Here is a 26,579-nt window from a genome sequence, read left to right as displayed (position 1 = left end):
TGCCGGACGCCGTGGCCCTGCGCTGCCTGGATCTCGCCCTGGCCCGGGCCGGCGCGGCGCCGCGCCGCCTCGAGCGCCTCGAGGCCCTCGTCCTCGAATCGCTCCTGCCGGCCCTGCGCCGCCGGGAGCCGGTCCGCCGCACCCTCGCGGGGATCCTCGTCGCCGCCGACGCGGGCGGGACCGTGAGCCTCGCCCCGGCGCCGCCGCGCCGGCACGGGCCAGCAGGTGCTGCCCTCGCCGCAGGGTCTCCCGACTTACTTGGCAAGGGAGAGCCCCCCGCCTACATTGGCGGAGTGTGCACGGATGGACCGGAATAGCCGCGTGGCGGGTCCGTCCTGGGGGTCGCACGCGCCAGGGATTGATCGATGAACCCGAATTTTCGCAACTTTGCCTTGTGGGTCGTCATCTTCCTGCTGGTGCTGGCCCTCGTCACCCTGTTCCAGAACCCGGGTCACCGGGGCGGCGGCAGCGAGATCGCCTACAGCCAGCTCCTGAACGACGCCGATGCCGGCAAGATCCAGTCGGTGGTGATCTCCGGGCAGGACGTGTCCGGCACCTACGTGGGCGGCGGCAACTTCACGAGCTACGCGCCGAACGACCCGAGCCTGGTTTCCAAGCTCCAGGGCAAAGGCGTGCAGATCACCGCCCGCCCGCCGTCCGACAACACCCCCTGGTTCATCCAGCTCCTCGTGAGCTGGCTGCCGATCCTCGTCTTCATCGGCGCCTGGATCTTCCTCTCGCGCCAGATGCAGTCCGGCGCCGGCCGCGCCATGGGCTTCGGCAAGTCGAAGGCGAAGCTCCTGAACGAGGCCCACGGCCGCGTGTCGTTCGACGACGTCGCGGGCGTCGAGGAGGCCAAGGAGGACCTGCAGGAGATCGTCGAGTTCCTGCGCGACCCCCAGAAGTTCCAGCGCCTCGGCGGCCGGATCCCGCGCGGCGTGCTGCTCGTCGGCCCGCCCGGCACCGGTAAGACCCTGATCGCCCGGGCGGTCGCGGGCGAGGCCAACGTGCCGTTCTTCACCATCTCGGGCTCCGACTTCGTCGAGATGTTCGTGGGCGTCGGCGCCAGCCGCGTGCGCGACATGTTCGAGCAGGCCAAGAAGAACGCGCCCTGCATCATCTTCATCGACGAGATCGACGCGGTCGGCCGCCACCGCGGCGCCGGCCTCGGCGGCGGCAACGACGAGCGCGAGCAGACCCTCAACCAGCTCCTCGTGGAGATGGACGGTTTCGAGGCCAACGAGGGCGTCATCATCATCGCGGCGACCAACCGCCCCGACGTGCTCGACCCGGCCCTGCTGCGTCCCGGCCGCTTCGACCGCCAGATCATGGTGCCGAACCCGGACGTCACCGGCCGCGAGCGCATCCTGCGCGTCCACGTCCGCAAGGTGCCGCTGGCCCCCGACGTCGACCTGAAGACCATCGCGCGCGGCACCCCGGGCTTCTCGGGCGCCGACCTGATGAACCTCGTGAACGAGTCGGCCCTGCTGGCAGCCCGCCGCGGCAAGCGCATCGTGACGATGCACGAGTTCGAGGACGCCAAGGACAAGGTCATGATGGGCGCCGAGCGGCGCACCCTCGTGATGACCGAGGACGAGAAGCGGCTCACCGCCTACCACGAGGGCGGCCACGCCATCGTGGCGCTGAACGTCCCGGCCACCGACCCGGTGCACAAGGCGACCATCATCCCGCGCGGCCGGGCGCTGGGCATGGTCATGCAGCTGCCCGAGCGCGACAAGCTCTCCATGAGCTTCGAGCAGATGACCTCGCGGCTGGCGATCATGATGGGCGGCCGCATCGCCGAGGAGATGATCTTCGGACGCGAGAAGGTGACCTCGGGCGCGCAATCGGACATCGAGCAGGCGACGCGGCTCGCCAAGATGATGGTGACCCGCTGGGGCTTCAGCCCGGAGCTCGGCACCGTCGCGTACGGCGACAACAACGACGAGGTCTTCCTCGGCATGTCGATGGGCCGGCAGCAATCGGTCTCCGAGTCGACCGCCCAGAAGATCGACGCCGAGGTCCGCCGCCTCGTGGAGACCGGCCTGGAGGAGGCGCGCCGCATCCTGGCCGAGCACAAGGACGACCTGGAGGCCCTGGCCCAGGGGCTGCTCGAGTACGAGACCCTCTCGGGCGAGGAGATCCGCAACCTGCTCAAGGGCCAGCCCCCGATCCGCGACGGCGGCGACGTGCCGCCGACCCCGGCCCGGGGCTCCTCGGTCCCCTCGGCGGGCCGCGGCCGGCCGAAGGAGAGCGACGGCGGCCTGGAGCCGCAGCCGCAGGCCTGAGGCCGCGGAAATCGGACGAGCGAAGGGGGCGCCGCGAGGCGCCCTTTTTCGTGCCGTGCAGCCTCCTCCGACGCGCATGCGGATTCTGCGCCTCCGTGCGCGGTGCGCTGTCAGGACGCTGTCGGGACCGTGCACGGGGCCGCGTCGTGCTCCCTCATCAGGGGCGGCGTTCGCCGGCGACGCGCGATCGTCGCCGCGTCTCCCGTGACAAACCGGCCCTCCTGTCGGCGGATCGCGCGCGTCAGCTTGGCCGGAGGCTCGGCGGACTCCGCCGAATCGCAGACACAGGTCCCTTCCACAGGCCGCCGCGAAACCCCCGATGCCGGTCTCGACCTATCTCGTCGTCGCCCTCGGCGCCGTCGTCGCCGGCTTCGTCCAGGGCCTGTCGGGCTTCGGCTTCGGGCTCACCGCCCTGTCGTTCTGGGCCTGGGTGATCGACCCGCAGCTCGCCGCCGTGCTGGCCGTCTCCGGCGCCTTCGCGGGCCAAGTCATCGCGGCGGTCTCGGTCCGGCGCGGGTTCGAGACCCGGCGCCTCGCGCCCTTCGTCCTCGGCGGCCTCGCCGGCATCCCCCTCGGCGTCCTCCTGCTGCCACGGCTCGACGCCGACTGGTTCAAGGCGCTCCTCGGCCTCCTGCTGATGGTCTGGTGCCCGACCATGCTGTTCGCCCGGAACCTGCCGCGGATCGCGGCCGGCGGCCGGCTCGCCGACGCCGCGGTGGGCCTCGGCGGCGGGATGATGGGCGGCCTCGGCGGCTTCACGGGCGTGCTGCCGACCCTCTGGTGCACCCTGCGCCGCTACGAGCGCGACGTGCAGCGCTCGGTGATCCAGAACTTCAACCTCGCGATGCTCAGCGTCACCCTGGCGACCTACCTCGCCGCGGGGCTCGTCACCCGGGCGACGCTGCCGATCCTGGCGGTGGTCCTGCCGGCGATGCTGGTCCCGACGCTGCTCGGCACCCGGATCTATCTCGGCCTCAGCGAGGTCGCCTTCCGCCGGCTCGTGCTCGGCCTGCTGACCGTCTCGGGCCTCGCGCTGGTCTCGGCCTCGGCGCCGCGGCTCCTGCAACGCGCCGGGCGCCCCATTTCGACCGCCTTTGTCGGGGAGCACCCCGTTGACTCTGCCGGCCGGTGAGCCGCCGGCGGGCGCGATAATCTGCTAAGCTGTGCCGGGTCCGCGAGACCGGGCGCCGGAGACGTGATGGTGCGCAAGTATTTCGGAACCGACGGCATCCGGGGCCGGGCCAACGGCGTGATCACGCCGGAGCTCGCCCTCAAGGTCGGTCAGGCCGCCGGCCTCGTGTTCCAGCGCGGCGACCACCGCCACCGGGTGGTGATCGGCAAGGACACCCGCCTCTCCGGCTACATGATCGAGACCGCGCTCGTCGCCGGCTTCACCTCGGTGGGCATGGACGTGCTCCTGCTCGGGCCGGTGCCGACGCCGGCGGTGGCGATGCTGACCCGCTCGATGCGGGCCGATCTCGGCGTGATGATCTCGGCCTCGCACAACCCGTTCGAGGACAACGGCATCAAGCTGTTCGGGCCCGACGGCTTCAAGCTCAACGACGCGATCGAGCACGAGATCGAGGGGCTGATCGACGCCGACATGCACAAGCGCCTCTCCGGCTCGAACGACCTCGGCCGGGCCAAGCGCATCGAGAGCGTGCACGCCCGCTACATCGAGTTCGCCAAGCGGACCCTGCCGCGGCAGGTGACGCTGGACGGGTTGCGGGTCGTGGTCGACTGCGCCAACGGCGCGGCCTACCGGGTCGCCCCCGAGACCCTGTGGGAGCTCGGCGCCGAGGTGATCGCCATCGGCACCGAGCCGGACGGGTTCAACATCAACCGGGACGTCGGCTCGACCGCGCCCGCGGCCCTGATCGACATGGTGCGCGAGCGCCGGGCCGATATCGGGATCGCGCTGGACGGCGACGCCGACCGGGTGCTGATCGTGGACGAGAAGGGCCAGGTGGTCGACGGCGACCAGCTCATGGCCGTCGTGGCGCGCTCCTGGAAGGAGGACGAGCGCCTGACGCAGCCGGGCGTGGTGGCGACGATCATGTCGAATCTCGGCCTGGAGCGCTTCCTCGGCGGCCTCGGCCTGACCCTGGCCCGCACGGCCGTGGGGGACCGCTACGTCCTCGAGCACATGCGGGCGCACGGCTACAACCTCGGCGGCGAGCAGTCCGGCCACATCATCATGTCGGACTACACGACCACCGGCGACGGCCTCGTGGCCGCCCTGCAGCTGCTGAGCGTGGTGCAGCGGCAGAACCGGCCCGTGAGCGAGGTCTGCCACTGCTTCGACCCGCTGCCGCAGATCCTCAAGAACGTCCGCTACCGGAGCGGCGAGCCCCTGCGCGAGGACAGCGTGGTCAGCGCCATCGAGCACGCCCGCGAGCGGCTCGGCAATGCCGGCCGCCTCGTGATCCGCCCGTCGGGCACCGAGCCGGTGATCCGCGTCATGGCCGAGGGCGACGACCGCGGCCTCGTCAACGCGGTGGTCGACGAGGTGGTCGACGCCGTCACCCGCGCGGCGGCCTGAGGCCGGAGCCCAGGAGGGGCGCGGCCCGACTCCGACGGGGCAGCCCGAGTCAGCCCAGATCGGCGTAGGCGGCGCGCAGCTCCGCGGGTGCGGTCATCCGCCACGCCGCCAGCAGCGCCGCCCGCAGAATCTCCTCCGCGCACGGGTCGAGGTCGAGATTGGTCCAGCCCCGCCGCCCCCAGGCGCCGTCGAGCGGCGCGAACAGGTCCGGCTCGGCCTCGCACAGGGCGGCCTGATCGGCGGGCGCGAGGCGCAGCACCACGCGCGCCTCCTCGACCCAGAGGGTCGCGAAGACCCGGCCGCCGACCCGGAAATCCGGGTTGCCGCTGTGGGCGCCCGCCACCGCCTCGGGCAGCATCAGCGCCAGGATGCGCACGTCGTCGGGTCCCATGCGGCCTCAGCCCCCGCGCCGTCCGGCCCCGACAGAAGAACTGCGCCGACCCCGGCGGAGCGGCGCAGCCGAAACAAGCAAGTCTCGCCCGGATATCCGTTTCGACAGTTCGGCAACGGATGCGCAAGCCTAACATTTAACGTTAAGCCGGATTTAAGACGTTCCTTCCATCCTGCCCTCGTACCCCGGGACCGCGCGCCGCGCGTCCGGCTCACGAGTCCAGTGAAGGAATCCTCATGGCCCGCTCCAAGCTGAACGCTTTGGTGCGTAGCCTGACGCTCGCGGCGAGCGTCGGTGCGCCCTGCCTCGCCGCGGCCGCGGATCTGATGCTGCCGCCGCCCCCGCCCCCGCCGCCCCCGCCGATCGAGGTCGGCGGCGGCTGGTACCTGCGCGGCGACGTGGGCGCGAGCATCTACACCCGTCCGCGCTACAGCGACGCCTACGACTACACCGGCTACGCCGAGTCCAACCGCGCCTTCGGCAACGCGGTCGGCGGCGGCGGTTTCGCGGGCGTCGGCGTCGGCTACCAGTTCACCCCGTTCCTGCGCGGCGACATCACCGGTGAGTACCGCTACTCCACCGGCCTGCGCGGCAGCGAGTACTACAAGGGTCCGGATTTCGACAACGGGCTCGGCTCGTACGGCGTGAACAAGTCGAGCGGCAACTTCGACTCCGCGGTGGTTCTGGCCAACGCGTATTTCGACCTCGGCACGTGGTACGGCATCACGCCGTTCATCGGCGGCGGCGTCGGCTACGCGTTCAACCACGTCTCGAGCTACTCGACCAACCAGCAGTTCACCAGCCCGACCTACGCGTACGATTACACGAATGCCGGCTGCGGCTGCATCCCGTACGCCCCGGTCTACGACCCGAACGGCAATCCGGTCTACAACACCAACAGCGGCAGCAAGTTCTACAAGGACAAGACCACCGGCAGCCTCGCCTGGGCGCTCCACGCCGGTCTCGCCTACAACGTGACCGACGCGCTGAAGATCGAAGTGGCCTACCGCTACCTGAACCTCGGCAAGGCCGAGACCGGCCCGGGCTTCGTCCCGTGCTGCACCGGCAGCCTGCAGGCGATCAAGATCAAGGACATCGAGGCGCACGACGTGAAGATCGGCCTGCGCTACTACCTCGGCGGCTTCGTGGCGGCCCCGCTGCCGCCGCTGATGCCGGAGCCGATCCCCGGCCCGCTGGTGCGCAAGTACTGATCGCGCCTCGACCGCGATTCCCCCGGACGGACGACGACGGCGCGGAGGTTCTCCGCGCCGTCTCGCGTTTCGGCGCCCCGCCGCGACAGGCCCGGTTCTCGGCCTGTCCTCAGCCCGTCCGTGGCCAACCCAATATCCGCCACGACGCCCCGGGACTGGCATCCCCGGATCGGGACTGATCTGTCGTAGTCGAGCAACGGAGAATTAAGGTTACCGGCGTATCACCGTGTCGAGGCTCGATCCGCCGTCCGTCTCTTTCCGTCCCAGGACGATCCCGATGCGTACCGTCACATTCCCGCTGCTGGCGGTTCTCGGTCTCTGCGGCGTGAACACCGCGCGCGCCGCGGATCTCGATTACGATTACCTGCGCGGCGCGGATTACGACCCGGTCCCAGCCCCGGTGGTCGACTGGAGCGGCGTGTATGTCGGCGGCCACGGCGGCTACACGTCGACGAGCCTGGGCTTCGGGAACACCGCCCAGCCGATCGTTGCCAATGATCTGCGCCAGACCAGCGTCGAGAACCAGTACCACGTCTCGACCCTGATGTCCTCGAACGCCAATCGGCGTGTGAACGGGACCAGCTTCGGCGCGTTTGTCGGCTACAACATTCAGTTCGACGAGATCGTTCTCGGTATAGAGGCCGACTACACGCATTTCGGCTCGGGCGGCGCGGTCAATGACACCATCGGCCGGCAGATGGTGACCAACGATGGCTTCGTGAACTACGTCAACCTCGCGAGCAGCTCCCGTACCAAGCTCGACGATTACGCCACGCTGCGCGCCCGAGCGGGTTACGCGTTCGGAAACTTTCTTCCCTTCGTGACGGGCGGATTCGCGATCGGATCCGCGCAGATCGCCGACCACGTGTCCGTGCAGGTGGCCGGCTACGACCAGACAACCTACAGAGCGAACCAGGCGATCACGGACGCGACCAAGCCGGCCTTCGTCGGACGTTACGGGTACAGCTCGTTCGACGCGAGCAACCCGAATGCCGGGATCCTGTCCGATCCCTTGGTATTCAACCGCGCCAAGACCAAGATCGTCGGCGGCTTCTCGGCCGGAACCGGCGTCGAGTACGCCATCACGCCCAACATCCTCCTGCGCGCCGAGTATCAGTACGTGCTCTTCGATGCCTTCGACGGGCACAAGGTCAACCTGAACACCGTCCGCGCCGGCGCGGCCGTCAAGTTCTGATGCCGCGCTTCGGCGGGAGCCTGCTCATGCGGTACGCACGCACCATCCGGTTCACCGTCCTGCTGCTCGGTGCCGGCCCGCTCCTCGACCCCGCCGTCGCGGCGGATTGGCCGCGCGACCCGCATCCGCCGCGCAGCGTTCGATACCGGAGCCCGGTGCGGTCCGTTCCGGCCGTCCCCCCGCACGTCCTGGTGCAGGGCTACCTGCCGCGCAACCACAACGTCCCGATGTACAACGAGCCGCCCCGCCGCGAGCCGGCCTGGTGAGGCCTCCGCGCCGCCCTCAGCTCTCCAGCTCGCTGTCCCAGTAGAGGTAGTCGAGCCAGGTGTGATGGTACTGGCGGTGGTCGAACTCGGGCTGCCGGTGGTGCAGCTCGTAGCGCGTCGGCCGCCGGGGCTCGGTCATCAGCGGCATGTCCGCCTCGTCCGGCGTGCGGTTGGCCTTGCGCAGGTTGCAGGGCGAGCAGGCCGCCACGACGTTCTCCCAGCTCGACAGGCCGCCCCGGGAGCGCGGCACGACGTGGTCGAAGGTCAGGCCGCCCGAGGGCAGCCGCAGGCCGCAATACTGGCAGCTGAAACCGTCGCGCAGGTAGATGTTGTAGCGGGTGAAGGCCGGGCTGCGGGCCAGCGCCACGTAGTTCTTCAGCGCCACGACGCTCGGCACCCGCAGGGCGCACGAGGGCGAGCGCGCCTCGACGTCGTAGCTCGCCACCAGGGTGACGCGGTCGAGGAACAGGGCCGTGAAGGCGTCCTTCCAGGACCAGAGGGAGAGCGGATTGTACGAGAGCGGCCGATAATCCGCGTTGAGGACGAGGGTTTGGAGATCCATCATCGGCGCGACTCTTCGGACTAGCTCTGGCGCGTGGGACGCGCGGGACCATGCCGCCGCCCCGCCGGCCCGTCCGAACCGGCCCGTGGCCGATGCAGAACGGGCCGGCGCGCGGAGCGACGGCTTGACGGGAGAGACGGAGGGAACAACAGGGCGGCGGGCCGGCGCGCGGGGGCGCCGGTCGATGCGGTAGCATCCGGAACGCGGCCGGGCCGGGCCGGTATCGCCACCGACCGCGCCCTTTCGCGTAGCAACGAAAAGGCCCTGTCCATCAGGTGTTCATCTAATCCCAGCGTGACACCCTTGTGAAGCTTTTCCGGATGAGCCCCGGGGACGCACCCACAGCGGGCTCGCGGGGGCGGGACCCGGCGCGGGCTCCCCCCGGGGTGGGCAGCGGCACGGTTTCGCCCTATTGCTCGCCCAGAGCGCCCGGCCGCCAGGAGGCCCGCCCGGTCCCCGATCGCCGCCGATTCGCCGATGCCGGACTCCGGCCGGCCGCCGCGCGCCCGACGAGAGGTTGCTCATGCATCGTATCCCAGCGCGGACCCGGAAGCCGGAGGGCGCGCCGCGCCCGTCCCGCGCACTCGCCCTGCTCGCCGCGCTGGTGTTCGCAACCCCGGCGGCCCTGACCCTGCCGGCCTTCGCCCAGGATCCGGCGCCCGCCGCCAAGTCCGCCGATCCGAAGGCCGCCGATCAGAAGCCCGCGGAGCACAAGGCCGCCGACACCGGGGCCGCGCCCGAGGCCAAGCTCGCGGACGGCAAGGCGCCTGACGCGAAGGCGAGCGACGCGAAGCCGTCCGACGCGAAGCCCGCGCCGGCCGCCAAGGCCGAGGTTCCCGAGCAGTTCAAGAAGGTCCGGGCCAAGCTCGACGCCGCCAAGACCGAGCTCGACGCTCGCGAGAAGCAGCTCGGCCACACGGAGCTGACGGTGGCCGACCTCACCGCCATCCGCGACAGCGCCGTGACGGTCACCGACGAGATCCGCACCCTGGTCACCCGGCTCGACGCGCCGCTGGAGGCCGCGCGCGAGCGCCTGGCCCAGCTCGGGCCGAAACCCAAGGACACCCAGGAGAGCGCCGACGTCGCCGCCGAGCGCGCCGAGCGCGAGGCCGCCGTCACCCGCATCGACGAGACCCAGCGGCTGGCCCGCTCCCTGGTGGTGCAGGGCGATCAGATTGTCGACCGCGTCTCGAATCGCCGCCGCGAATCGTTCACCCGCGACCTGCTCCAGCGCTCCCAGCCGCTGGTCGGCCCCGGTCTCTGGACCAAGGTGATGGGCGACGTCCCCCGGGACACGCGCGCCCTGCAGAGCGCCGTGTCGGATATCGGGCTGCTGTTCTCCCGCAACGGCAACCTCGCCAACCTGCTGTTCCTGGGGCTCGCCTTCGGGATCTCGGTGGCGCTGTATTTCGGCCGGCGCAACATCGCCCCCAAGGGCGCCCGCCGGGACGCCACCAAGACCGACCCGTCGCGGCGCGCCGTGATGCTCGCGGCCTGGCGGGTGATCCTGCTCGGCACGGTGCCGGCGGTGGCCGGATCCTACGCGGTCTACTACGCCCTGGATTCCACCAACCTGCTGCCGTCCCGGCTGCTGCCGGTCGCCGCCGCGATCCTCGGGGGGCTGGCCTTCATCGCCTTCGTGGAGGCCCTCTGCGACGGGCTGCTCAGCCCCGAGAAGCCGGCGTGGCGGCCCGCCCCGGTGAGCGACGCGGCGGCCACGCGCCTGACCCGTCTCGCCGTCGGCATCGCCACGGTGATCACCGTGGTGAAGTCCGTCGAGGCCCTGAATTCCGGGATCTCGGCGGCCCTGCCGATCTCCATCGCCACGCGGGGCATCGGGGCGGTCGCCACCGCGCTGATCCTCGCGGTCGGCCTCCACCGCTTCGCCGACACCGAGCAGGAGGAGGAGGCCTGCTTCGGCCCCTACGTGCCGACCAAGACCACGACGGGCATCGGCGGGCCGGCGCGGCTCCTGGGCTGGGCCGCGGTGGCGCTGATCGGGCTCGGCGCGCTGGTGGGCTACGTGGCCTTCGCGGCCTTCCTGATCGACCAGCTGATCTGGGACGCCGCCGTCCTCGTGCTGCTCTACCTGCTGGTCCAGAGCGTCGACATCTTCGTCGGCCGCGCGCTCAGCGACGAGACGCGGCTCGCCACCACGCTCCAGGCCAATACCGGCCTGCGCAAGCGCTCGCTCAACCAGATCTCGGTCCTGACGACCGGCGCGACCCGGCTCGTCCTGTTCCTCGCGGCCGCGATCCTCGTGCTGGCGCCCTGGGGGCTCGATTCCACCGACATCGTCTCGTCGGTCCGGCAAGCCTTCTTCGGCTTCAAGGTCGGCGACGTCACGATCTCGCTCTCGAGCATCGCCTTCGGGATCGGCATCCTGGTGGTCGGCGTGTTCATCACCCGCGGGGTGCAGCGCTGGCTGGAGAACACCTACCTGCCGGCCACCGACCTCGACGCGGGCCTGCGCAACTCGATCACCACAGTGGCGGGCTATTGCGGCTTCCTGATCGCGCTGGCGCTCGCCTTCTCGTATCTCGGCCTGAGCCTCGAGAAGCTCACCATCGTGGCCGGCGCCCTGTCGGTCGGTATCGGTTTCGGCCTCCAGTCGATCGTCAACAACTTCGTCTCCGGCCTGCTGCTCCTGTGGGAGCGCCCGATCCGGGTCGGCGACCAAGTGGTGATCGGCGATTCCGAGGGCATCGTGAAGCGGATCTCGGTCCGCTCCACCGAGATCCAGACCTTCGACCGCTCGGCCGTGATCGTGCCGAACTCGAACCTGATCTCCGGGGTGGTGAAGAACCGGGTGCGGGGCGACCGGACCGGGCGCGTCAGCATCACGGTCAGTGTCCTGCGCAACCAGGACCCGGTGCGCGCCGCCGAGATGATCACGGCCTGCGCGCAGAGCCACTCCGACATCCTGAAGGAGCCCCCGCCCCGGGTGGTGTTCAAGAAGATCGGCGACCCGTTCCTCGAATTCGAGCTGCTCGTCTGGATCGTGGACGTGAGCCTCGGCCAGAAGGTGGTGACCGACCTGAACTTCTCGGTGTTCGCGACCCTCTCGGAGGCGGGCTTCATCCCGCCGCTCGGGCCCGGCTCCAGCATCGTCACCGTGCAGGGCCTCGACACGATGCAGAGCGCCATGGGCGAGATCGCCAGCCGCTTCATCCAGCCGGCCGCGGTTCCCGAGGGCGGCGAATCAGCCCGGCCCCAGCGCGACCGCGGCCTGCGCACCGCCGGCGCCTGACCGGCCGCCGCCGAGGGCGATCCGGACGGCGTTCCCGCCCGCGTCCTTGGCGGCGTAGAGCGCCGCGTCCGCCCGGCCGAACAGCCGGGCGCGGCCCCCGCGCCCGCTGGACATCCCCGCGGCGTCTCCCACCGCGATCCCCACGGAGGCGCCGATCCGCAACTCCCGGCCGCGATACGGGATCGGCCGGCTCAGGGCGGCGACGACGCGCCGGCCGCGCTCCACCAGCGCGAGCGGGTCGACGGGCGCCCGCAGGAGCACGGCGAACTCGTCGCCGCCGATGCGGGCCACGAGGGCCGCATCCCGGCAGACGGCGGCGAGCCGCGCGGCCGAGCGCCGGAGGCACAGGTCGCCGGCCGCGTGGCCGTGGACGTCGTTGACCGGCTTGAACCCGTCGAGGTCGATCAGCAGCAGGGCGGCGAGGGGATCCGGACCGGCGCCGTCCGTCCCGGCCTCGAACCGCGCCTCGAATCCGCGGCGGTTCGCCAGCCCGGTGAGCGGGTCGCGCTCGGCGCGCCGGCTCAGCTCGGCCAGCCGGGCGATCTCCTCCGTCACGTCCTGCTTGGTTCCGAACAGGCGGGCGGGGCGCCCGTCCTCGGCCTCGACCGCGGCGCGGATCCGGATCCAGCGCCGCCGGCCCCCGGCCTGGATCTCGGCGTCGAGCACGAAGGCGCCGCTCCCGGCGATCGCCCGGTGCCGGAGCGCCTCCAGCAGGCGCCGCGAGGTCGGCTCGTAGAGGTCCAGGATCCGGGGCCGGTGCAGCGCCGCGCCCCGGCGGACGCCGAACAGGTCGTGGACGCCCCCGGACCAGTCGAGGGCGCCGTCGCGCAGGCGACAGGACCAGAGGCCCATCCCGGCGGCCGCAAGGGCACGCTCCTGCCGCGCCAGCAGGCCGGCCTGCTGGCGGAGGATCGTCCGCTGGAGGGCGCGCGCGGCCGCGGCCTCCGACGCCGCCTCGACTGCAGCCTCAGACGGGTCCGCGGGCCCGCCGACGGGTCGGTCGCGGGGTGGATCCACCGGGGCCAGGGAACGCGCGGTCGTCATCGGTGTGCGATTTTAGACCGAAGGCCTTTGAGGAAGCCCTAACCGTCCGATGCGCGGCCGAGCGGCAGCCCCTATATGGCGGCTGGGCGGTGGGGCCGTCGCAGGGATGGGTGAAACGTGACGAGACGCGAACGGGACGGTCGATATGCGGGGCGCGGGCTCGCCCGGATCAGGACCGGGGCCCGGATGGTCGGCCCGGCCGCGCTGGCGGCGGCGCTGCTCGGTGGCTGCGCCGCCCAGCCGCCGAGCAGCGCCGGGCTGCCGAGCATCTACCTGCCGCTCGCCAGCAACAGCGCGCATATCGACGTCGAGGCGGCCCGCGACATGATCTCGTCCTACCGCCGCAACCGCGGCGCGCCGCCGCTGACGGTCGATCCCGAACTGCAGCGCCTCGCGGAGGCCGAGGCGGCCGCCATGGCGCTCGCCGACCGGCCGAGCCGGGCCCAGACCGTCAAGGCCGCCGTCGAGCGGCTCGGCTACGCGAACGTCAACGCCAACCTCTCGGCGGGCTACCACACCCTGGCCGAGGCCTTCTCGGGCTGGCGCGAGAGCCCGCCCCACGACGCCACCATGCTGGCGCCCGGGGCGACCCGGATGGGGATCGCCACCGCCTACGCGCCGGGCTCGAAGTACAAGGTCTACTGGGCGCTGCTCACCGCGAAGTAGCGGCGCCCGCCGGTCGGCCGGCATGGAAGGGGGGCGGCCTCGCCGGCGGGAGGCGAATCGGTCGTCCGGACAGCCGCACGCCGTCGATCATGAACGGCGCGAACGCCGCGCCGGGGCCGCCGAGCCGTCGCGCCCCGCCCGCGCGTCCGGGACGCGGCGGGTCCGCGCTAAGCTTCGGGAAACTTTGCTGAAGCAACCGTAAAGGCGACTGTTTCGAACCTGTATCGGCCCGTCATCGCCCGTTCAGGCAGGCGCTGGCATACCCGTTTCGTACGAGGGGTTTGACGCGGATCCGGCACGCATGCCGGCTGCGCGGACCTCCTCGGTGAAGGCGTGAGACCCGGGTCACACGGGCCGCGCCAGGGGTGGCGGAGCGGTACGATGGTTCGTCTGTACGGGCGGGTCCTGGGATTTCTGAAGGCGGAGCGGCGGCTGGCGATAGGCCTAGCCGTCACCAACGTGGTCCTGGCGATCGCGGCCTTCGCTGAGCCCCTGCTGATGGGCCGGATCATCGACCAGCTGACCCATCTCAAGCGCGGCGGCGACGCCATGGGCACGATGCTGCCCCTGCTCGCCGCCTGGGTGGCGTTCGGCTTCTTCACCATCGCGGCGGGCGTGTTCATCGCGCTCCACGCCGACCGGCTGGCGCACCGCAACCGCCTATCGTCGATGGCGAGCTACTTCGAGCACGTCCTCGACCTGCCGCTCGCCTTCCACTCGGCCAACCATTCCGGCCGCGTCCTGAAGGCGATGCTGGAGGGCACGAACGGCATGGCGTGGCTGTGGCTCGGCTTCTTCCGCGACCACCTCGTCGCCCTGGTCTCGCTCGGCGTGCTCCTGCCGATGACCCTGTTCATCAACTGGCAGCTCGGCTCGATCCTGGTGGTGCTGGTGCTGGCCTTCACGGCGCTCACCACCTTCGTGATGCGCCGGACCGAGACGCTCCAGGGTCAGGTCGAGGCGTTCAACTCGGGGCTGGCCGCCCACGCCTCCGACGCCCTCGGCAACGTCGCGGTGATCCAGTCCTTCACCCGCGCCAAGGCCGAGAAGGAGGCGATGCGCGGCATCATCACCAACCTGCTCGCCGCCCAGATCCCGGTCCTGTCCTGGTGGGCGCTCGCCAACGTGGCGACCCGCGCCTCGGCGACCATCACCATGACGGCGATCTTCGTCACCGGCATCTGGCTCTACCAGGCCGGCACCACCACGGTGGGCGAGGTCGTGGCCTTCATGAGCCTCGCCACCGCCTTCGTGGCCCGGCTCGACCACGTGGTCGGCTTCGTCAACGGCCTGTTCCAGCAGGCGCCGAAGATCGCCGAGTTCTTCGAGATCTACGACACCGTCCCGGCGGTGGCCGACCGGCCGCACGCCCGGCAGGTCGCCCGCTTCGAGGGCGCGGTCACCTTCGAGGACGTCGCCTTCTCGTACGACGGAAGGCGCCAGGCGCTCGACGGGGTCTCGTTCACCGCCAAGCCCGGCGAGACGATCGCGCTGGTCGGCACCACCGGCTCGGGCAAGTCGACGACGCTCGGCCTCCTGCACCGCAGCTTCGACCCGGCCTCCGGCGCGATCCGCATCGACGGCATGGACATCCGCGACGTCGGCCTCGCCTCCCTGCGCCACAACATCGGCGTGGTGTTCCAGGAGCCGATGCTGTTCGCCCGCTCGATCCGCGAGAACCTGCAGGTCGGCTGCCCCGACGCCACCGACGCCGAGATGCTCGACGCCCTGGAGCGGGCCCAGGCCAGCGCCTTCATGGCGCGCCAGGCCGACGGGCTCGACACGGTGATCGGCGAGCGCGGCCGGTCGCTCTCGGGCGGCGAGCGCCAGCGGCTCTCGATCGCCCGGGCGCTCCTGAAGAACCCGCCGATCCTGATCCTCGACGAGGCGACCTCGGCGCTGGACGCCGCCACCGAGCGCAAGCTCCAGGGCGCCCTGGAGACCGTGATGGAGGGGCGGACCACCTTCGTGATCGCCCACCGCCTCGCGACGATCCGCGACGCCGACCGGATCCTGGTGTTCCACGAGGGCCGGATCGTCGAGGCCGGCACCTTCGACCAGCTGGTGGCCGAAGGCGGCCGCTTCGCCGAACTCGCCCGGGCGCAGTTCATGGCGGCCCAGGCGGAGGAGGACGAGGGGCTGGCGCTGGCGGCGTGAGCCGCCGCCGCCGGGACCACCGCGTCGTCGGGGCGGGGGCCGAGAGGCGTCAGGCGCCCGGTCCCGGGATCCCCGTCCCGGCCCTGCGGCCCTCCATCTCGGCCCGGCGCGCCAGCATCTTCGCCTGCAGGCGGGTGCGGCGGGCAGCGATCACCGTGCCGTTGATCTCGCCGCCGAACAGGAACATGGCGGCGAGCCAGTAGAGGAAGACCAGGAACACCATCGCGGTGGCCAGCCCCCCGTAGGTCGACGCGTAGGCGTTGGAGAACCGGTCCAGGTAGTAGCCGAAGCCGAGGCCGGCGAAGAACCACAGGAGCAGGGTCACCCCGATCCCCGGCAGCACCGACAGGATCGAGCGCCGCCCGGCCGCGACGAACTTGTGGGCGATGACCAGCACGACGGCGAGCAGCAGGGCCGTGACGGCGATCCGCCCGATCGCCACCGTGAGGCTCAGGGGCTCCAGGCCCGGCGCGACCAGGACGACGTTGCGCCAGATCAGCGGCCCCAGCACCACGAGCAGCGCGAAGGCCAGCATCGCGAAGGCGCCGCAGATCACGTAGCCGATCGATTCGAGGCGGGTCAGCCACCAGGGCCGGCTCTCGCGCAGGCCGTAGGCCCGGTTCAGCCCGACTCGCAGGCTCTCGACGCCCGAGGAGGAGAAGTACAGGGCGAACAGCGCGCCGAGCGTCAGCACGCCGCTGCGCTGCTCGGTGAGCACCCGGTGCACCTCGCCGACGATCGGCTTGGCGATCTCCCGCGGCCACGCGTCGAAGATCAGCACCCCGGCCTCGTCGGCCAGCGACTGGGTGCCGAACAGGCCGGCGAGCGCCGCCAGCAAGATCAGGAACGGGAACAGCGAGGTCAGGCTCGAGAGCGCGATGTGGCTCGCGATCGCCCAGCCGTCATGGGAGACGAAGCGCTGCGCGGCGACGCCCATGACCTGTAATCCGCTGCGGAGGGGTTTCACGGGTATCCAACGATCCTCGATCGCGCGATCCTCGGGGCGGCCCTCTCCGGGAGAGGTCCGCCGATGAACGGCGCCGGCACCCGCGCGTCAACGCCGCCGGCGCGCTCCGGTCCCGATCGGCGGCCGGTGACGCGTCCGCGCCACGCCGGTGCCGGTCGCGCCCCGCGGGCGAGATCACCGTTGCGCCGGGCGCGCCGGCATGCTCCGTCCGGCGGCCATGCCTACGCTCTCCCGCCCGTCGACGCTCGCGTCCGGCGCTCTCCCGGCGCTGTTCATCCCGATCTGGGCCACGGGCTTCATCTCGGCCCGGGCGGTCGTGCCGCACGTCGATCCGCTGGCCTTCACCGCAATCCGCTTCACGGCCGTCGCCCTGGTCCTGGCCCTGATCGCCGCGGCCGCCCGGGTGCGCTGGCCGGGGGACCGGGCGGGGTGGCGCGACCCGGTCATCGCGGGCTTCCTGATGCAGGGCGTCTACCTGTCGGGCGTCTTCTGGGCGGTGAGCCACGGGCTGCCGGCCGGCATCGCGGCGCTCGTCGGCAGCCTCCAGCCGCTGCTCACCGCGCTCCTGGCGCAGCCGCTGCTGGGCGAGCGGGTCAGCGGCCGGCGGGCGCTCGGGATCCTCATGGGCTTCGTCGGCACCGGCCTCGTGCTCGCCCCGAAGCTCGGCGCCACGGACCCGTCCGGGATCCCGCCCGCGGCGCTGGCCGTCAGCCTCCTGGCGGTGCTGGCGCTGACCCTCGGGACGCTCTGGCAGAAGCGCACCGGCGGCCGGGTCGATCTCCTGGCCGGCGCGACCCTCCAGTTCGTCGGCGGCATGGCCTGCGCCATCCCGCTGGCGCTCGCCTTCGGCGGCGCCGCGTTCGACCCGGCGCCGGCCCTGTGGCTCGGCCTCGGCTGGGCGGTCCTGGTCAACTCGGTCGCGGGAATCCTGCTGCTGCTCGTGCTGATCCGGCGGGGGGCGGTGGCGGGCGTCGCCGCCCTGTTCTTCCTCGTGCCGCCGGTCGCGGCGGTCCTCGGCTACCTGCTGTTCGGCGAGGTGCTCACACCCGTGCAGGGCGCCGGCATGGCTCTCGCCGCCCTCGGCGTGGCGGTGGCGAGCCGCGGCTGAGCTTGCCGCTGAAGCCCGCGCCGGGTCCGACGCCCCTGCGACGGAAGGCGCGGAAACCCTTCGCGCCCTCGCGGTTTGGTGCGCGCGGGCCGGATCGGCCCGGGCCGGCAGCGCGCGAGGCGAGGATGAACCAGGACAAGCCCCGCGAGATCCGCCTCGCCCTCGACGCGATCCCCCTCGGCGGCAAGGCCGAGGGCAAGGCCGGCGACGACGCGGTGCTGTTCGTGCGCGACGCCGACGGGGTGCGCGCCTTCCAGGCGAAGTGCCCGCATCTCGGCGCGCCGCTGGCCAAGGGCGAGATCTGCGGCGGCCGGCTCTACTGCCCCTGGCACAAGGCGGCCTTCGCGGTCGCCGACGGCGGCCTGGAGGAGCCGCCGGCGCTGGAGGCGCTCACCCGCTATCCCGTCCGGATCGAGGGCGGCGAGGCGGTGGCGACCCTCAGCCCTGAGCCCGCTCCGGCCGAGCGGGCGGAGACGCCCGTCGCGCATGTCCTGATCGTCGGCACCGGTGCGGCGGCGGTCGCCTGCGTCACCACGCTCCGGCGCGAGGGCTTCGCGGGGGCGATCACCTTGGTCGGCCGCGAGCGCCACCCGCCCTACGACCGGACCAAGCTGTCCAAGCAGTTCCTGGCCAAGCCCACCCCGGCGGAGAAGACCCTGCTGGAGCCGGATTTCGCCGCCGCCCACCGGGTCGAGCGCGTCGAGGCCGAGGCGACCCGGATCGATCCGGCCGGCCGCAGCGTCGCGCTGGCGGACGGGCGCACGCTCACCGGCGACGCGCTGCTGATCGCCACCGGCAGCCGCGCGGTGGTGCCGGACTTCGAGGGGAGGGACCGCGACGGCGTGATGACCCTGCGCAGCCTCGACGACGCGGTGCGCCTCAGCGAGGCCGCGGAGCGGGCGACGCGCGTGGTGGTGATCGGCGCGGGCTTCATCGGCCTGGAAGCCGCGGCCTTCCTGACCAAGCGCGGCCTGTCGGTGACGGTCCTGTCCCGGGAGGAGATCCCCTTCGCCAAGCGCTTCGGCGAGGCCGTGGGCGCGGCGCTGAAGCGCTACCACGCCGGCAACGGCGTGACCTTCGTGACCGGCACGGTCGCGCGGATCGCCGGCACCGGATCGGTCGAGGCCGTCGAGACCGAGGACGGCGTGCGGCTCCCGGCCGACCTCGTGCTGATCGGCGCCGGCGCCGCGCCGGAGACCGGGATCGTCGCCGGGGTGGAGCCGGACGAGTCCGGCGGCCTCAAGGTCGGCGCCGACCTGAAGCTCGCCGACAACGTCTGGGTCGCGGGCGACATCGCGGCCTTCCCGGAGCGCGGCAGCGGCGCCACGGCGCGGATCGAGCACTGGCGGCTGGCGCAGCAGCACGGCACGCACGTCGCCCGGGCGATGCTCGGCGCCACCGGCGCCTTCGCGGGCGCGCCGTTCTTCTGGAGCAACCAGGGCGACAAGCGCCTGGACTACGGCGGCTACGCGCCGGATTTCGATCGGATCATCCTGCAGGGCGACCCGGCGGCGCTCGACTTCATCGCCTACTACGTCCGCGACAACCGCGCGGTGGCCGCCTGCAGCGTCGGCCGCAACCCGGCCTTCACGGCGTTCCTCCACCTGCTGGGCGAGGGCCGCGTGCCCGCCCCCGACCGGATCGAGGCCGGTGCGGATCTCGCCGCGCTGGTGTGACGGCGCGGCGAGCTCGGCGCGACATCGGCGTGACATCGGCGCGACATCGGCGCCACGTCGGGGCGGCCGGACCGAGGGAACCAGGTCGGGCGGTCCATCTTTCGGTAGACGCCGCCCGCCGTCTCGAGAGCCGGGCCCGCACGGGAGGCCCCATGAACCAGATCATCGTCGTCGCCCTCATCTGCGCCGCCTCCGTCCAGGCCCCGGACTGCTCGCGCGAGACCGCCATCGACGTGGTCACGGGGCCTGCCCACACGCTCCAGGAATGCCTCGTCCAGGGGCCGGTCCTGGCGGCCAATGCCGGCTTCAAGGGCGAGGACGGGTCCTACCTGAAGACCCGGTGCGAGCAGAGGCGCTGAGCCGGGGCCGTCCGGCGAGCAGGTTTCGGCAGGCTGGAGGCACGATCATCAGTGTCCGGACCGTCGCGCGCCGCCGCGCCGGTCCGGCCTTGACTTCGCGGGGCTGCGCGCCGGCCCGCCAGCTCCGGTATTCAACTTCAGTTCAAGGCGAGACAAACGAAATCTGCTTCGGCTCCGGACTGCGGCAGGTTAAAAGACCCGATCCAAGAAGACGCCACGCGAGCAGAGAACCATGTCCGCATCCCCCGCCATCCAGACCGAGCCGCAGGATCTCGTGGCCCTCACCAAGGCCGCCGGTGAGAGCGCGAAGGCGCTGGCCGCCGAGGCCACGCGCCGGGTCCGCACGCGGATCCTCGGGACGGACGGGCGGATCGACGCGGCCAAGCTCGAGGGCCAGCAGCACGCCGCCCACGGGCTCGCGTGGCTCGCGACCTACGCGGAGGCGGTGAACGAGCTCGGCGGCTACGCCGAGCGCCTGCAAGGGGAGGGCCGGTTCGGCGAGACCGAGGCGCTCCTCGTCCGGATCGGCGCCGGCGAGTATCTCGACCAGCTGTTCTCCGGCATCCCGATGAGCCAGGGCGAGATGGTCCGCCTCACCGGGTCCCTCGGCCTCTCCGCCAAGGAGGTGGCCCAGTACCGCACGGACGCGGTCGAGACCCTGATCGCCGAGGGCAACACGCCCGAGAACCGCGCCGCCCTGGTGGCGCAGATGCGCGACGGCAGCGGCTCGGCGACCGTCGGCGCCTCGGGCCTCGACGAGGACATGGAGGCGATCCGCTCCGAGATGCGCCGCTTCGGCAAGGCCGAGGTGGTCGATCAGGCGCACGAGTGGCACCTGAAGAACGCCTACATCCCGATGGAGATCGTGCAGAAGATGGCCGAACTCGGCGTCTTCGGCCTGACGATCCCCGAGGAGTACGGCGGCATGGGCCTGCCGAAGACCGCCATGTGCGTGGTCTCGGAGGAGCTGTCCCGCGCCTATATCGGCGTCGGCTCGCTCGGCACCCGCTCGGAGATCGCCGCGGAGCTGATCCTGTGCGGCGGCACCGAGGAGCAGAAGCAGCGCTTCCTGCCGAAGATCGCCTCCGGCGACATCCTGCCCACCGCCGTCTTCACCGAGCCGAACACCGGCTCCGACCTCGCGAGCCTGCGCACCCGCGCGGTGAAGGAGGGCGACGTCTGGAAGATCACCGGCAACAAGACCTGGATCACCCACCCGGTCCGCGCCGACATCATGACGGTGCTGGTCCGCACCAAGCCCGAGGAGAAGGGCCACAAGGGCCTCTCCATGCTGATCGCCGAGAAGCCCCGCGGCACCGACGCGGAGCCGTTCCCGGTCCAGGGCCTGTCGGGCGGCGAGATCGAGGTGCTCGGCTACCGCGGCATGAAGGAGTACGAGCTCGCCTTCGAGGGCTTCGAGGTGCCGGGCGGCAACCTGCTCGGCGAGGTCGAGGGCAAGGGCTTCGCCCAGCTGATGCAGACCTTCGAGTCGGCGCGCATCCAGACCGCGGCCCGCGCCATCGGCGTCGCCCAGTCGGCCCTCGACGTCGGCCTGCGCTACGCCGAGGAGCGGGTCCAGTTCGGCAAGTCGCTGGTGAACTTCCCGCGGGTGGCCGACAAGCTCGCCATGATGGCGGTGGAGATCAACATCGCCCGCCAGCTCACCTACTTCTCGGCCCGCGAGAAAGACGAGGGCAAGCGCTGCGACCTAGAGGCCGGGATGGCGAAGCTGCTCGGCGCCCGCGTCGCCTGGGCGGCGGCCGACAACGCCCTCCAGATCCACGGCGGCAACGGCTTCGCGCTCGAGTACCCGGTGAGCCGGATCCTGTGCGACGCGCGCATCCTCTCGATCTTCGAGGGCGCTGCGGAGATCCAGGCGCAGGTGATCGCCCGCCGGCTGCTCGAGTCTGCCTGAAATCCTGGCTAGAGCTGGGGAACAGTACGTATCATGGGATTATAAGTCGGCATATGAACCCGGCTTAAACGAAGTCCCTGCTTCCTGGCACCCGGTGAACAACTGGGGCGGCTCGGTGAGCGCGCAGCGCGACGACGGACAGACGGGCAAGACCCTCCTCCGGCACTGGCAGGATTGCCGGACGCCGGGGGCGCCGATCCCGTCCTACGAGGCCGTCGTGCTCGGGAGTCTCGGCCGCCTCGCCGACCGGGCCGCCCTGGTGACGACCCGCGACGGGCGGGCCGCCCGGATCCTCTGGGCGGGCCAGGTCTTCGGCGCCTGGCTCGCGCAGGGTGCCGAATGCGCGGAGGGCCCGTTGTCCGGGATCGTCCCGGCCGAGATCAACCCGACGGAGACCCTTCCAGTCGACGCGCTCCCGATCGAGCTGCGCGAGCCCGTCGACGAGATGGTCGCGGCCGCCCTCACGTCCGGCCAGCCCGCCTACGCCCGGTGCGATCGCCTCGCCGTCGGGGTGGTGACGTCGACCCGCCTCGTCGGCGTGCCCCTGGGCAACCGCTGGGGCGAGCCGTTCGTGCTGGTCGGGTTCGACGGGGCGAGCGTCCGGACCGAGCTGGTCCAGGCGATGTTCACCGCCACCGACCAGGGCATCCTGGCCCTCAGCACGGTCCGGGACGCGACCGGCCGGCCGGTCGATTTCAAGATCGTCGCCCTCAACCGCGGGGCCGAGCGCCTGCTGGAACGCCCCGCCGCCGCCCTGCAGTGGCAGCGCGTGGGCCAGCTCTTCCCGGGGGCCGTCACCGCGCGGACGATCGCGACGCTCGCCGCCATGGTCGAGCGGGGCGGGCGCGCGGCCTTCGAGCTGAGCCGTCCCCGCTCCGACGGCGGCACGCTCTACCTCAAGGTCGAGGCGGGCTGCGTCGGCGATCTCGTCTCGGTCACGATGACGGATGTCGGCGACATCAAGGCCCGAGAGGCCTCGTTCCGGCTCCTGTTCGAGAACAACCCGGTGCCGATGTGGGTCGTGGCCGACGCGCGCGACCGGTTCCTGGCGGTCAACGACGCGGCCATCGCCCATTACGGCTACAGCCGCGAGCAGTTCCTGGAGCGGGCGCCGGCCGATCTCGCCATGGCCGCCGACGCGGCGCCGGCGCCCGGCCTGCCGCCCACCGGCACCCTCCACCGCCGCGCCGACGGCTCCGCGATCGAGGTGTCCCTGTTCCAGCGGGCGATGCCGTTCGAGGGGCGGCAGGCCGTGCTCGAGGCCGCCATCGACATGACCGAGCGGCGCCGGGCCGAGGCCCGCATCGCCCACATGGCCCACCACGACGCGCTCACCGGGCTGCCGAACCGCGTGCTGTTCCGGGACCGCCTCGCCGAGGCGATCGCCCGCCACGCCCGGGACGGCGAGGCGGCGGTGCTGCTCTGCCTCGACCTCGACAAGTTCAAGATCGTCAACGACACGCTGGGCCACCCGGTCGGCGACGCGCTGCTGCGCGAGGCGGCCGAGCGGATCGCCGGCTGCCTGCGCGAGGACGACCTCGTGGCCCGGCTCGGCGGCGACGAGTTCGCCATCCTGGTGCGCGGGCCGGACCTCCCGGCGCTGGCCGACGGGCTGATCGCGCGGGTGATCGCCGAGCTCGGCCGCCCCTTCCGGCTGGACGGCCAGGATTGCCACATCGGCACCAGCATCGGCGTCGCCTGCCTGCCCCGGGACGGCACCGATCCCGAGACGCTGATGAAGAACGCCGACCTCGCCCTCTACCGGGCGAAGGCCGAGGGCGGCGGCACCTTCCGGTGCTTCGAGCCGGAGATGGATGCCTGGGTGCAGGCGCGGCGGCGGCGCGAGAACGAACTGCGCGAGGCTTTCGCCCGCGGCCAGTTCTCGCTGGTCTACCAGCCGCTGATGGATGCCCGCGCCGGCCGGATCCTCGCCTTCGAGGCGCTGCTGCGCTGGCACCACCCGGAGCACGGCCCGGTCTCGCCGGCCGAGTTCGTGCCCCTCGCCGAGGAGACCGGCCTGATCGTGCCGATCGGCGCCTGGGTGATGCAGACCGCCTTCGCCGAGGCGGCGACCTGGCCGGAGGCGATCCGGCTCGCCGTGAACCTCTCCCCGATCCAGTTCCGCAACCGCGACCTGGTCGAGACCGTGCGCGGGGCGCTCGCCGCCGCGGGGCTCGACCCGCGGCGCCTCGAGCTGGAGATCACCGAATCGGTCCTGCTCGCCGACAGCGCCGCCAACCTCGCGACGCTGCACGCGCTGCGGGCCATGGGCATCCGGATCGCGATGGACGATTTCGGCACCGGCTATTCCAGCCTCGGCTACCTGCGCAGCTTCCCGTTCGACAAGATCAAGCTCGACCGCTCCTTCGTGAGCCAAGTCGGCGAGAACACCCACTGCACGGCGATCGTGCGCGCGGTGGCGAGCCTGGGCACCAGCCTCGGCATCGCCACCACCGCCGAGGGCGTCGAGACCGCCGAGCAGCTCGCGATGCTCCGCGCCGAGGGCTACGACGAGGTGCAGGGCTTCCTGTTCAGCCGCGCGGTCCCGGGCCCCGAGGCCCGCCGCCTGATCGAGCGCGCGCGGGAGGCGGTCCCGGACGACCGGGCGGCCTGATCCGCCCGGCCCGCGCGGGACCTACTTGGTGACCTTCACCGAGACCGGGTCGCTCGACGGGAAGGTCTCCTCCAGGGCGTCGTCCAGGCGCTCGTTCAGCTTCTCCTGCTTGTTGTCGGGGTTCTTGGCGTCGCCCGGCTTGGCGCTGCCCTGCTGGAAGCCCGGCTTGGTCTCGTTCGGCTTGTGGGTCTCGGCCATGTCGCTCGCTCGTCCGTGACGGAGGCACGCAAGGGTGCCGGTGGGCATCAACGCGAGGGAGGGCGGGTGTTTCCGATCTTTCGGGCCTGATCGGCGCGCCCCATCATCGCGAGCGCGGCGGAGCGACCGAGGACCGCGCCGCGTGCCGGGGCGTCCCGCTGCCCCGAATTGCTTCGCCGCGCGCGCGAGGACGTGCGCACCGGAATCGTCGTCAGGCGGTCGCCAGCGGCCGCCCGAGCGGGCCGCGGGCCGGCGCGCGGGCCGCGGCCTCGCGCAGGACCGCCCCGTAGACGGCCTCGAGACGGTCGAGATGGGTGTCCAGGGTCAGGGGCGCGGCCCAGTAGCGCTCGTGCGCGGCCCGGCCCATCCGGGCGGCGAGGCCGTCGTCGGTCAGGCGGCGCAGGTGCGCGGCGAGGTCGTCCGGGTCGCCCGAGCGGAACCAGAAGCCGGTCTCGCCGTCGGCCACGGCCTCGCGGCCCGCGCAGGCGTCGCTCACGATCACCGGCGCGCCGCAGGCCAGCGCCTCGTAGACGGTGAGCGGCTGGCCCTCGTACCAGACGCTCGGGAAGACCAGCGCCCGGGCCCGCCGCATCAGCGCCTGCACGGCCGCGGCGTCGCGCCAGCCGAGCATCACCGCCTCGGGATAGCGCGCGGCGAGGTCGGCCCGCTCGGGGCCGTCGCCCACGAAGGCCGCCCGCACGCCTGCCCGGCGGGCCGCCTCGGCGAAGATCGGGGCGCCCTTCTCGGTGGAGATCCGCCCGACGAACAGGAAGTCGCCCGGCGGCCCGTCGTGGACCGGCGCCGGCGCCACCGCGATGGGGTTGTCGACCCGGTGGAAGGCGGTGCCGCGGGGCAGGAGCGGCCGCACGACGCTCTCCTGCAGGTCGCTGATCGTGATGACGTGGGCGAACAGCTCCGGCAGCCGGGCCACGTGGGCGAGGCCGGCGTGGCGGACCATCCGGGCCACCTTGCGCGGGTAGCTGCGCGCGTCGCAGTTCGCCACGATGCAGGCGGGCGACATCGGGGTGCGGTGGCAGATCCGCTGCGCCGGGTAGGCGTAGAAGCCGCCGGTCGGACAGACGAGGAAGAACTCGTGCATCGTGTAGAGGCAGGGCAGCCCCGAGGCCCGGAGCGCGGTGCCGATCGACGGCGACAGCGCCTTGGCGAAGGCGTGGACGTGGACCAGCGTGTCGCGGGGATCGCAGGCGGCGAGTTCCGCTGCCAGGGCGCGGCAGGCCGGCCCGTTCCAGATCGCCTGGGCCGCGAAGGCGAGCTTGCTGCGCGCGGTGGTGACGTCGTCCTGGTCCAGGCAGACCACCCGGACGCCGGCCGGCTCCAGCCGCGGGTCCACCGGGCCGACCGCGGCGAACAGGCTGACGCGGACCCCCCGGGCGGCGAGCCCCAGGGCGGATTCGATGGCGACCTTGGCCTGACCGCCGTTGATCGCGGCGTGGTCTGCGACGAGGACGACGTGCACGTCAGAACTTCCGCCGCTGCGATCCGGGACCGACAGCTGTATCCGGCCGCGGTTGATCGCCCGTAAACCGGTCTGCCCCATCCTCCCGGCGCGCGAGAGCGATCGATCCCCGGGGAGGGTTCACCGTGCACGTCGTGATCCTGGCCGAGTTCGCGGCCGCCAGCGGCGGCGCCGAGAAGGTCGCGCTCGAATCGGCCCGCGGGCTCGCCGAGGCCGGGCTCGGCGTCACCTACATCCAGGCGATCCCGGGTCCCGTCGACCCGCTCCTGGACCATGCCGGCATCCGCCGGATCGACCTCGGCCTGCCCGACATCTGGTCGGTCGGCGCCGCGCGGGCCGCGGCCGCCGGGATCTGGCACGCGGCCGCCGCCCGCCGGCTCGCCGCCGCCCTCGCCGGCCTCGCGGCGCCGCCGGACTGCATCCACCTGCACCAGTGGACCCGAACCCTGTCGCCGGCGATCGTCCCGGTCCTGTCGGAGACCGGGGTGCCGCTGGTCGTCACGCTGCACGACTACGCCCTGGCCTGTCCGAACGGCGTCTACTACCGCTTCGACCGGGCCGAGCCCTGCGGGCTCGCGCCCCTGTCGGTCGCCTGCCTGGCGGCGCCCTGCGACCCGCGCAGCCGGGTGCACAAGGCCGTGCGGGTCGCCCGCGCCGCGGCGCTGCGTCAGGTCGTCGGCCGGGCGAGCCGAC

The 26,579-nt window shown here is 72.3% G+C and carries 21 protein-coding genes and 1 pseudogene; 16 read left to right on the top strand and 6 right to left on the bottom strand.

Annotated elements, in window-relative coordinates:
• From ACLBYE_RS18755 to glmM, 4 genes and pseudogenes are all read left to right on the top strand, one after another.
• Positions 1–317 (top strand): annotated as a pseudogene (locus tag ACLBYE_RS18755) (tRNA lysidine(34) synthetase TilS); the annotation flags it as partial.
• A 48-nt stretch (positions 318–365) separates the two neighbouring features.
• Entirely contained in the window at positions 366–2,288 is a 1,923-nt protein-coding gene (gene ftsH / locus ACLBYE_RS18750; RefSeq protein WP_012321255.1) for an ATP-dependent zinc metalloprotease FtsH, read from the top strand.
• 319 nt (positions 2,289–2,607) lie between these two features.
• Complete coding sequence (locus ACLBYE_RS18745) at positions 2,608–3,420, top strand: sulfite exporter TauE/SafE family protein (RefSeq protein WP_447695319.1); 813 nt, start codon at positions 2,608–2,610, stop codon at positions 3,418–3,420.
• 69 nt (positions 3,421–3,489) lie between these two features.
• On the top strand, positions 3,490–4,830 hold the full coding sequence (gene glmM, locus ACLBYE_RS18740; protein ID WP_026605059.1) for a phosphoglucosamine mutase: 1,341 nt from the start codon (positions 3,490–3,492) through the stop codon (positions 4,828–4,830).
• A gap of 49 nt (positions 4,831–4,879) precedes the next feature.
• On the opposite strand, the gene ACLBYE_RS18735 is transcribed toward glmM, so the two are convergent.
• Entirely contained in the window at positions 4,880–5,221 is a 342-nt protein-coding gene (locus ACLBYE_RS18735; RefSeq protein ID WP_056533693.1) for an MmcQ/YjbR family DNA-binding protein, read from the bottom strand.
• 236 nt (positions 5,222–5,457) lie between these two features.
• Here ACLBYE_RS18735 and ACLBYE_RS18730 point away from each other — a divergent pair, with 236 nt between their 5' ends.
• From ACLBYE_RS18730 to ACLBYE_RS18720, 3 genes are all read left to right on the top strand, one after another.
• Positions 5,458–6,432 carry an outer membrane protein gene (locus ACLBYE_RS18730; RefSeq protein ID WP_020094007.1) on the top strand — a complete coding sequence of 325 codons (975 nt, stop codon included), beginning with the start codon at positions 5,458–5,460 and terminating at the stop codon, positions 6,430–6,432.
• 277 nt (positions 6,433–6,709) lie between these two features.
• Positions 6,710–7,627: an outer membrane protein gene (locus ACLBYE_RS18725; protein ID WP_447695318.1), complete on the top strand. Its 918-nt coding sequence runs from the start codon at positions 6,710–6,712 to the stop codon at positions 7,625–7,627.
• Between the two features lie 26 nt (positions 7,628–7,653).
• Entirely contained in the window at positions 7,654–7,893 is a 240-nt protein-coding gene (locus ACLBYE_RS18720) for a hypothetical protein (protein ID WP_447695317.1), read from the top strand.
• 16 nt (positions 7,894–7,909) lie between these two features.
• Here ACLBYE_RS18720 and ACLBYE_RS18715 read toward each other — a convergent pair whose 3' ends face one another.
• The gene (locus ACLBYE_RS18715) at positions 7,910–8,458 is read right to left on the bottom strand and encodes an HNH endonuclease (protein WP_447695316.1); all 549 of its coding nucleotides are present in this window, start codon (positions 8,456–8,458) and stop codon (positions 7,910–7,912) included.
• Between the two features lie 520 nt (positions 8,459–8,978).
• Here ACLBYE_RS18715 and ACLBYE_RS18710 point away from each other — a divergent pair.
• Entirely contained in the window at positions 8,979–11,705 is a 2,727-nt protein-coding gene (locus ACLBYE_RS18710) for a DUF3772 domain-containing protein (RefSeq protein ID WP_447695315.1), read from the top strand.
• On the opposite strand, the gene ACLBYE_RS18705 is transcribed toward ACLBYE_RS18710, so the two are convergent.
• The gene (locus ACLBYE_RS18705; protein WP_447695314.1) at positions 11,658–12,749 is read right to left on the bottom strand and encodes a diguanylate cyclase domain-containing protein; all 1,092 of its coding nucleotides are present in this window, start codon (positions 12,747–12,749) and stop codon (positions 11,658–11,660) included. The two genes, ACLBYE_RS18710 and ACLBYE_RS18705, sit on opposite strands and share 48 nt — an antisense overlap.
• Before the next feature lie 186 nt (positions 12,750–12,935).
• Between ACLBYE_RS18705 and ACLBYE_RS18700 the strand changes: the two genes are divergently transcribed.
• Together ACLBYE_RS18700 and ACLBYE_RS18695 are read left to right on the top strand one after the other, a co-directional pair.
• Positions 12,936–13,415: a CAP domain-containing protein gene (locus tag ACLBYE_RS18700; protein WP_447695320.1), complete on the top strand. Its 480-nt coding sequence runs from the start codon at positions 12,936–12,938 to the stop codon at positions 13,413–13,415.
• 381 nt (positions 13,416–13,796) lie between these two features.
• Positions 13,797–15,572, top strand: a complete 1,776-nt coding sequence (locus tag ACLBYE_RS18695) for a glucan ABC transporter ATP-binding protein/ permease (protein WP_056533707.1) — start codon at positions 13,797–13,799, stop codon at positions 15,570–15,572.
• A 49-nt stretch (positions 15,573–15,621) separates the two neighbouring features.
• Here ACLBYE_RS18695 and ACLBYE_RS18690 read toward each other — a convergent pair whose 3' ends face one another.
• Positions 15,622–16,509, bottom strand: a complete 888-nt coding sequence (locus ACLBYE_RS18690) for a YihY/virulence factor BrkB family protein (RefSeq protein ID WP_447695313.1) — start codon at positions 16,507–16,509, stop codon at positions 15,622–15,624.
• Between the two features lie 229 nt (positions 16,510–16,738).
• Here ACLBYE_RS18690 and ACLBYE_RS18685 point away from each other — a divergent pair, with 229 nt between their 5' ends.
• The 5 genes from ACLBYE_RS18685 to ACLBYE_RS18665 all read left to right on the top strand — a co-directional run bounded on the left by ACLBYE_RS18685 (position 16,739) and on the right by ACLBYE_RS18665 (position 24,211).
• On the top strand, positions 16,739–17,647 hold the full coding sequence (locus ACLBYE_RS18685) for a DMT family transporter (RefSeq protein ID WP_447695312.1): 909 nt from the start codon (positions 16,739–16,741) through the stop codon (positions 17,645–17,647).
• A gap of 125 nt (positions 17,648–17,772) precedes the next feature.
• Complete coding sequence (locus ACLBYE_RS18680) at positions 17,773–19,323, top strand: FAD-dependent oxidoreductase (RefSeq protein WP_447695311.1); 1,551 nt, start codon at positions 17,773–17,775, stop codon at positions 19,321–19,323.
• Between the two features lie 152 nt (positions 19,324–19,475).
• Entirely contained in the window at positions 19,476–19,682 is a 207-nt protein-coding gene (locus tag ACLBYE_RS18675; RefSeq protein WP_012321270.1) for a hypothetical protein, read from the top strand.
• Positions 19,683–19,914: 232 nt separating this feature from the next.
• Positions 19,915–21,597 (top strand): acyl-CoA dehydrogenase family protein, encoded by a 1,683-nt coding sequence (locus ACLBYE_RS18670; RefSeq protein WP_447695310.1) that lies wholly within the window; start codon positions 19,915–19,917, stop codon positions 21,595–21,597.
• A gap of 94 nt (positions 21,598–21,691) precedes the next feature.
• On the top strand, positions 21,692–24,211 hold the full coding sequence (locus ACLBYE_RS18665; RefSeq protein ID WP_447695309.1) for a putative bifunctional diguanylate cyclase/phosphodiesterase: 2,520 nt from the start codon (positions 21,692–21,694) through the stop codon (positions 24,209–24,211).
• Between the two features lie 21 nt (positions 24,212–24,232).
• On the opposite strand, the gene ACLBYE_RS18660 is transcribed toward ACLBYE_RS18665, so the two are convergent.
• Positions 24,233–24,409, bottom strand: coding sequence for a hypothetical protein (locus tag ACLBYE_RS18660; RefSeq protein ID WP_165923182.1), 177 nt, complete (start codon positions 24,407–24,409; stop codon positions 24,233–24,235).
• Positions 24,410–24,620: 211 nt separating this feature from the next.
• Positions 24,621–25,886, bottom strand: a complete 1,266-nt coding sequence (locus ACLBYE_RS18655; RefSeq protein WP_447695308.1) for a glycosyltransferase family 4 protein — start codon at positions 25,884–25,886, stop codon at positions 24,621–24,623.
• A gap of 125 nt (positions 25,887–26,011) precedes the next feature.
• Here ACLBYE_RS18655 and ACLBYE_RS18650 point away from each other — a divergent pair.
• Positions 26,012–26,579 (top strand): glycosyltransferase (locus ACLBYE_RS18650; RefSeq protein ID WP_447695307.1); only part of this gene is annotated, 568 nt, incomplete at its 3' end.

The organism is Methylobacterium sp. A52T, from assembly GCF_053346095.1.
Note: the sequence above shows the minus strand (reverse complement) of the source record. Positions and strands in the feature narration are given on the sequence as shown.

What these genes read in the sequence shown, in the direction of transcription:
- ACLBYE_RS18675 (WP_012321270.1), top strand. Translation starts at nt 19,476, where the DNA reads ATGAACCAGATCATCGTCGTCGCCCTCATCTGCGCCGCCTCCGTCCAG.
- ACLBYE_RS18705 (WP_447695314.1), bottom strand. Translation starts at nt 12,749, where the DNA reads ATGACGACCGCGCGTTCCCTGGCCCCGGTGGATCCACCCCGCGACCGA.
- ACLBYE_RS18690 (WP_447695313.1), bottom strand. Translation starts at nt 16,509, where the DNA reads ATGGGCGTCGCCGCGCAGCGCTTCGTCTCCCATGACGGCTGGGCGATC.
- ACLBYE_RS18680 (WP_447695311.1), top strand. Translation starts at nt 17,773, where the DNA reads ATGAACCAGGACAAGCCCCGCGAGATCCGCCTCGCCCTCGACGCGATC.
- ACLBYE_RS18735 (WP_056533693.1), bottom strand. Translation starts at nt 5,221, where the DNA reads ATGGGACCCGACGACGTGCGCATCCTGGCGCTGATGCTGCCCGAGGCG.
- ftsH (WP_012321255.1), top strand. Translation starts at nt 366, where the DNA reads ATGAACCCGAATTTTCGCAACTTTGCCTTGTGGGTCGTCATCTTCCTG.
- ACLBYE_RS18745 (WP_447695319.1), top strand. Translation starts at nt 2,608, where the DNA reads ATGCCGGTCTCGACCTATCTCGTCGTCGCCCTCGGCGCCGTCGTCGCC.
- ACLBYE_RS18685 (WP_447695312.1), top strand. Translation starts at nt 16,739, where the DNA reads ATGCTCCGTCCGGCGGCCATGCCTACGCTCTCCCGCCCGTCGACGCTC.
- ACLBYE_RS18670 (WP_447695310.1), top strand. Translation starts at nt 19,915, where the DNA reads ATGTCCGCATCCCCCGCCATCCAGACCGAGCCGCAGGATCTCGTGGCC.
- ACLBYE_RS18725 (WP_447695318.1), top strand. Translation starts at nt 6,710, where the DNA reads ATGCGTACCGTCACATTCCCGCTGCTGGCGGTTCTCGGTCTCTGCGGC.
- ACLBYE_RS18695 (WP_056533707.1), top strand. Translation starts at nt 13,797, where the DNA reads ATGGTTCGTCTGTACGGGCGGGTCCTGGGATTTCTGAAGGCGGAGCGG.
- ACLBYE_RS18720 (WP_447695317.1), top strand. Translation starts at nt 7,654, where the DNA reads ATGCGGTACGCACGCACCATCCGGTTCACCGTCCTGCTGCTCGGTGCC.
- ACLBYE_RS18700 (WP_447695320.1), top strand. Translation starts at nt 12,936, where the DNA reads ATGGTCGGCCCGGCCGCGCTGGCGGCGGCGCTGCTCGGTGGCTGCGCC.
- ACLBYE_RS18710 (WP_447695315.1), top strand. Translation starts at nt 8,979, where the DNA reads ATGCATCGTATCCCAGCGCGGACCCGGAAGCCGGAGGGCGCGCCGCGC.
- ACLBYE_RS18660 (WP_165923182.1), bottom strand. Translation starts at nt 24,409, where the DNA reads ATGGCCGAGACCCACAAGCCGAACGAGACCAAGCCGGGCTTCCAGCAG.
- ACLBYE_RS18715 (WP_447695316.1), bottom strand. Translation starts at nt 8,458, where the DNA reads ATGATGGATCTCCAAACCCTCGTCCTCAACGCGGATTATCGGCCGCTC.
- ACLBYE_RS18730 (WP_020094007.1), top strand. Translation starts at nt 5,458, where the DNA reads ATGGCCCGCTCCAAGCTGAACGCTTTGGTGCGTAGCCTGACGCTCGCG.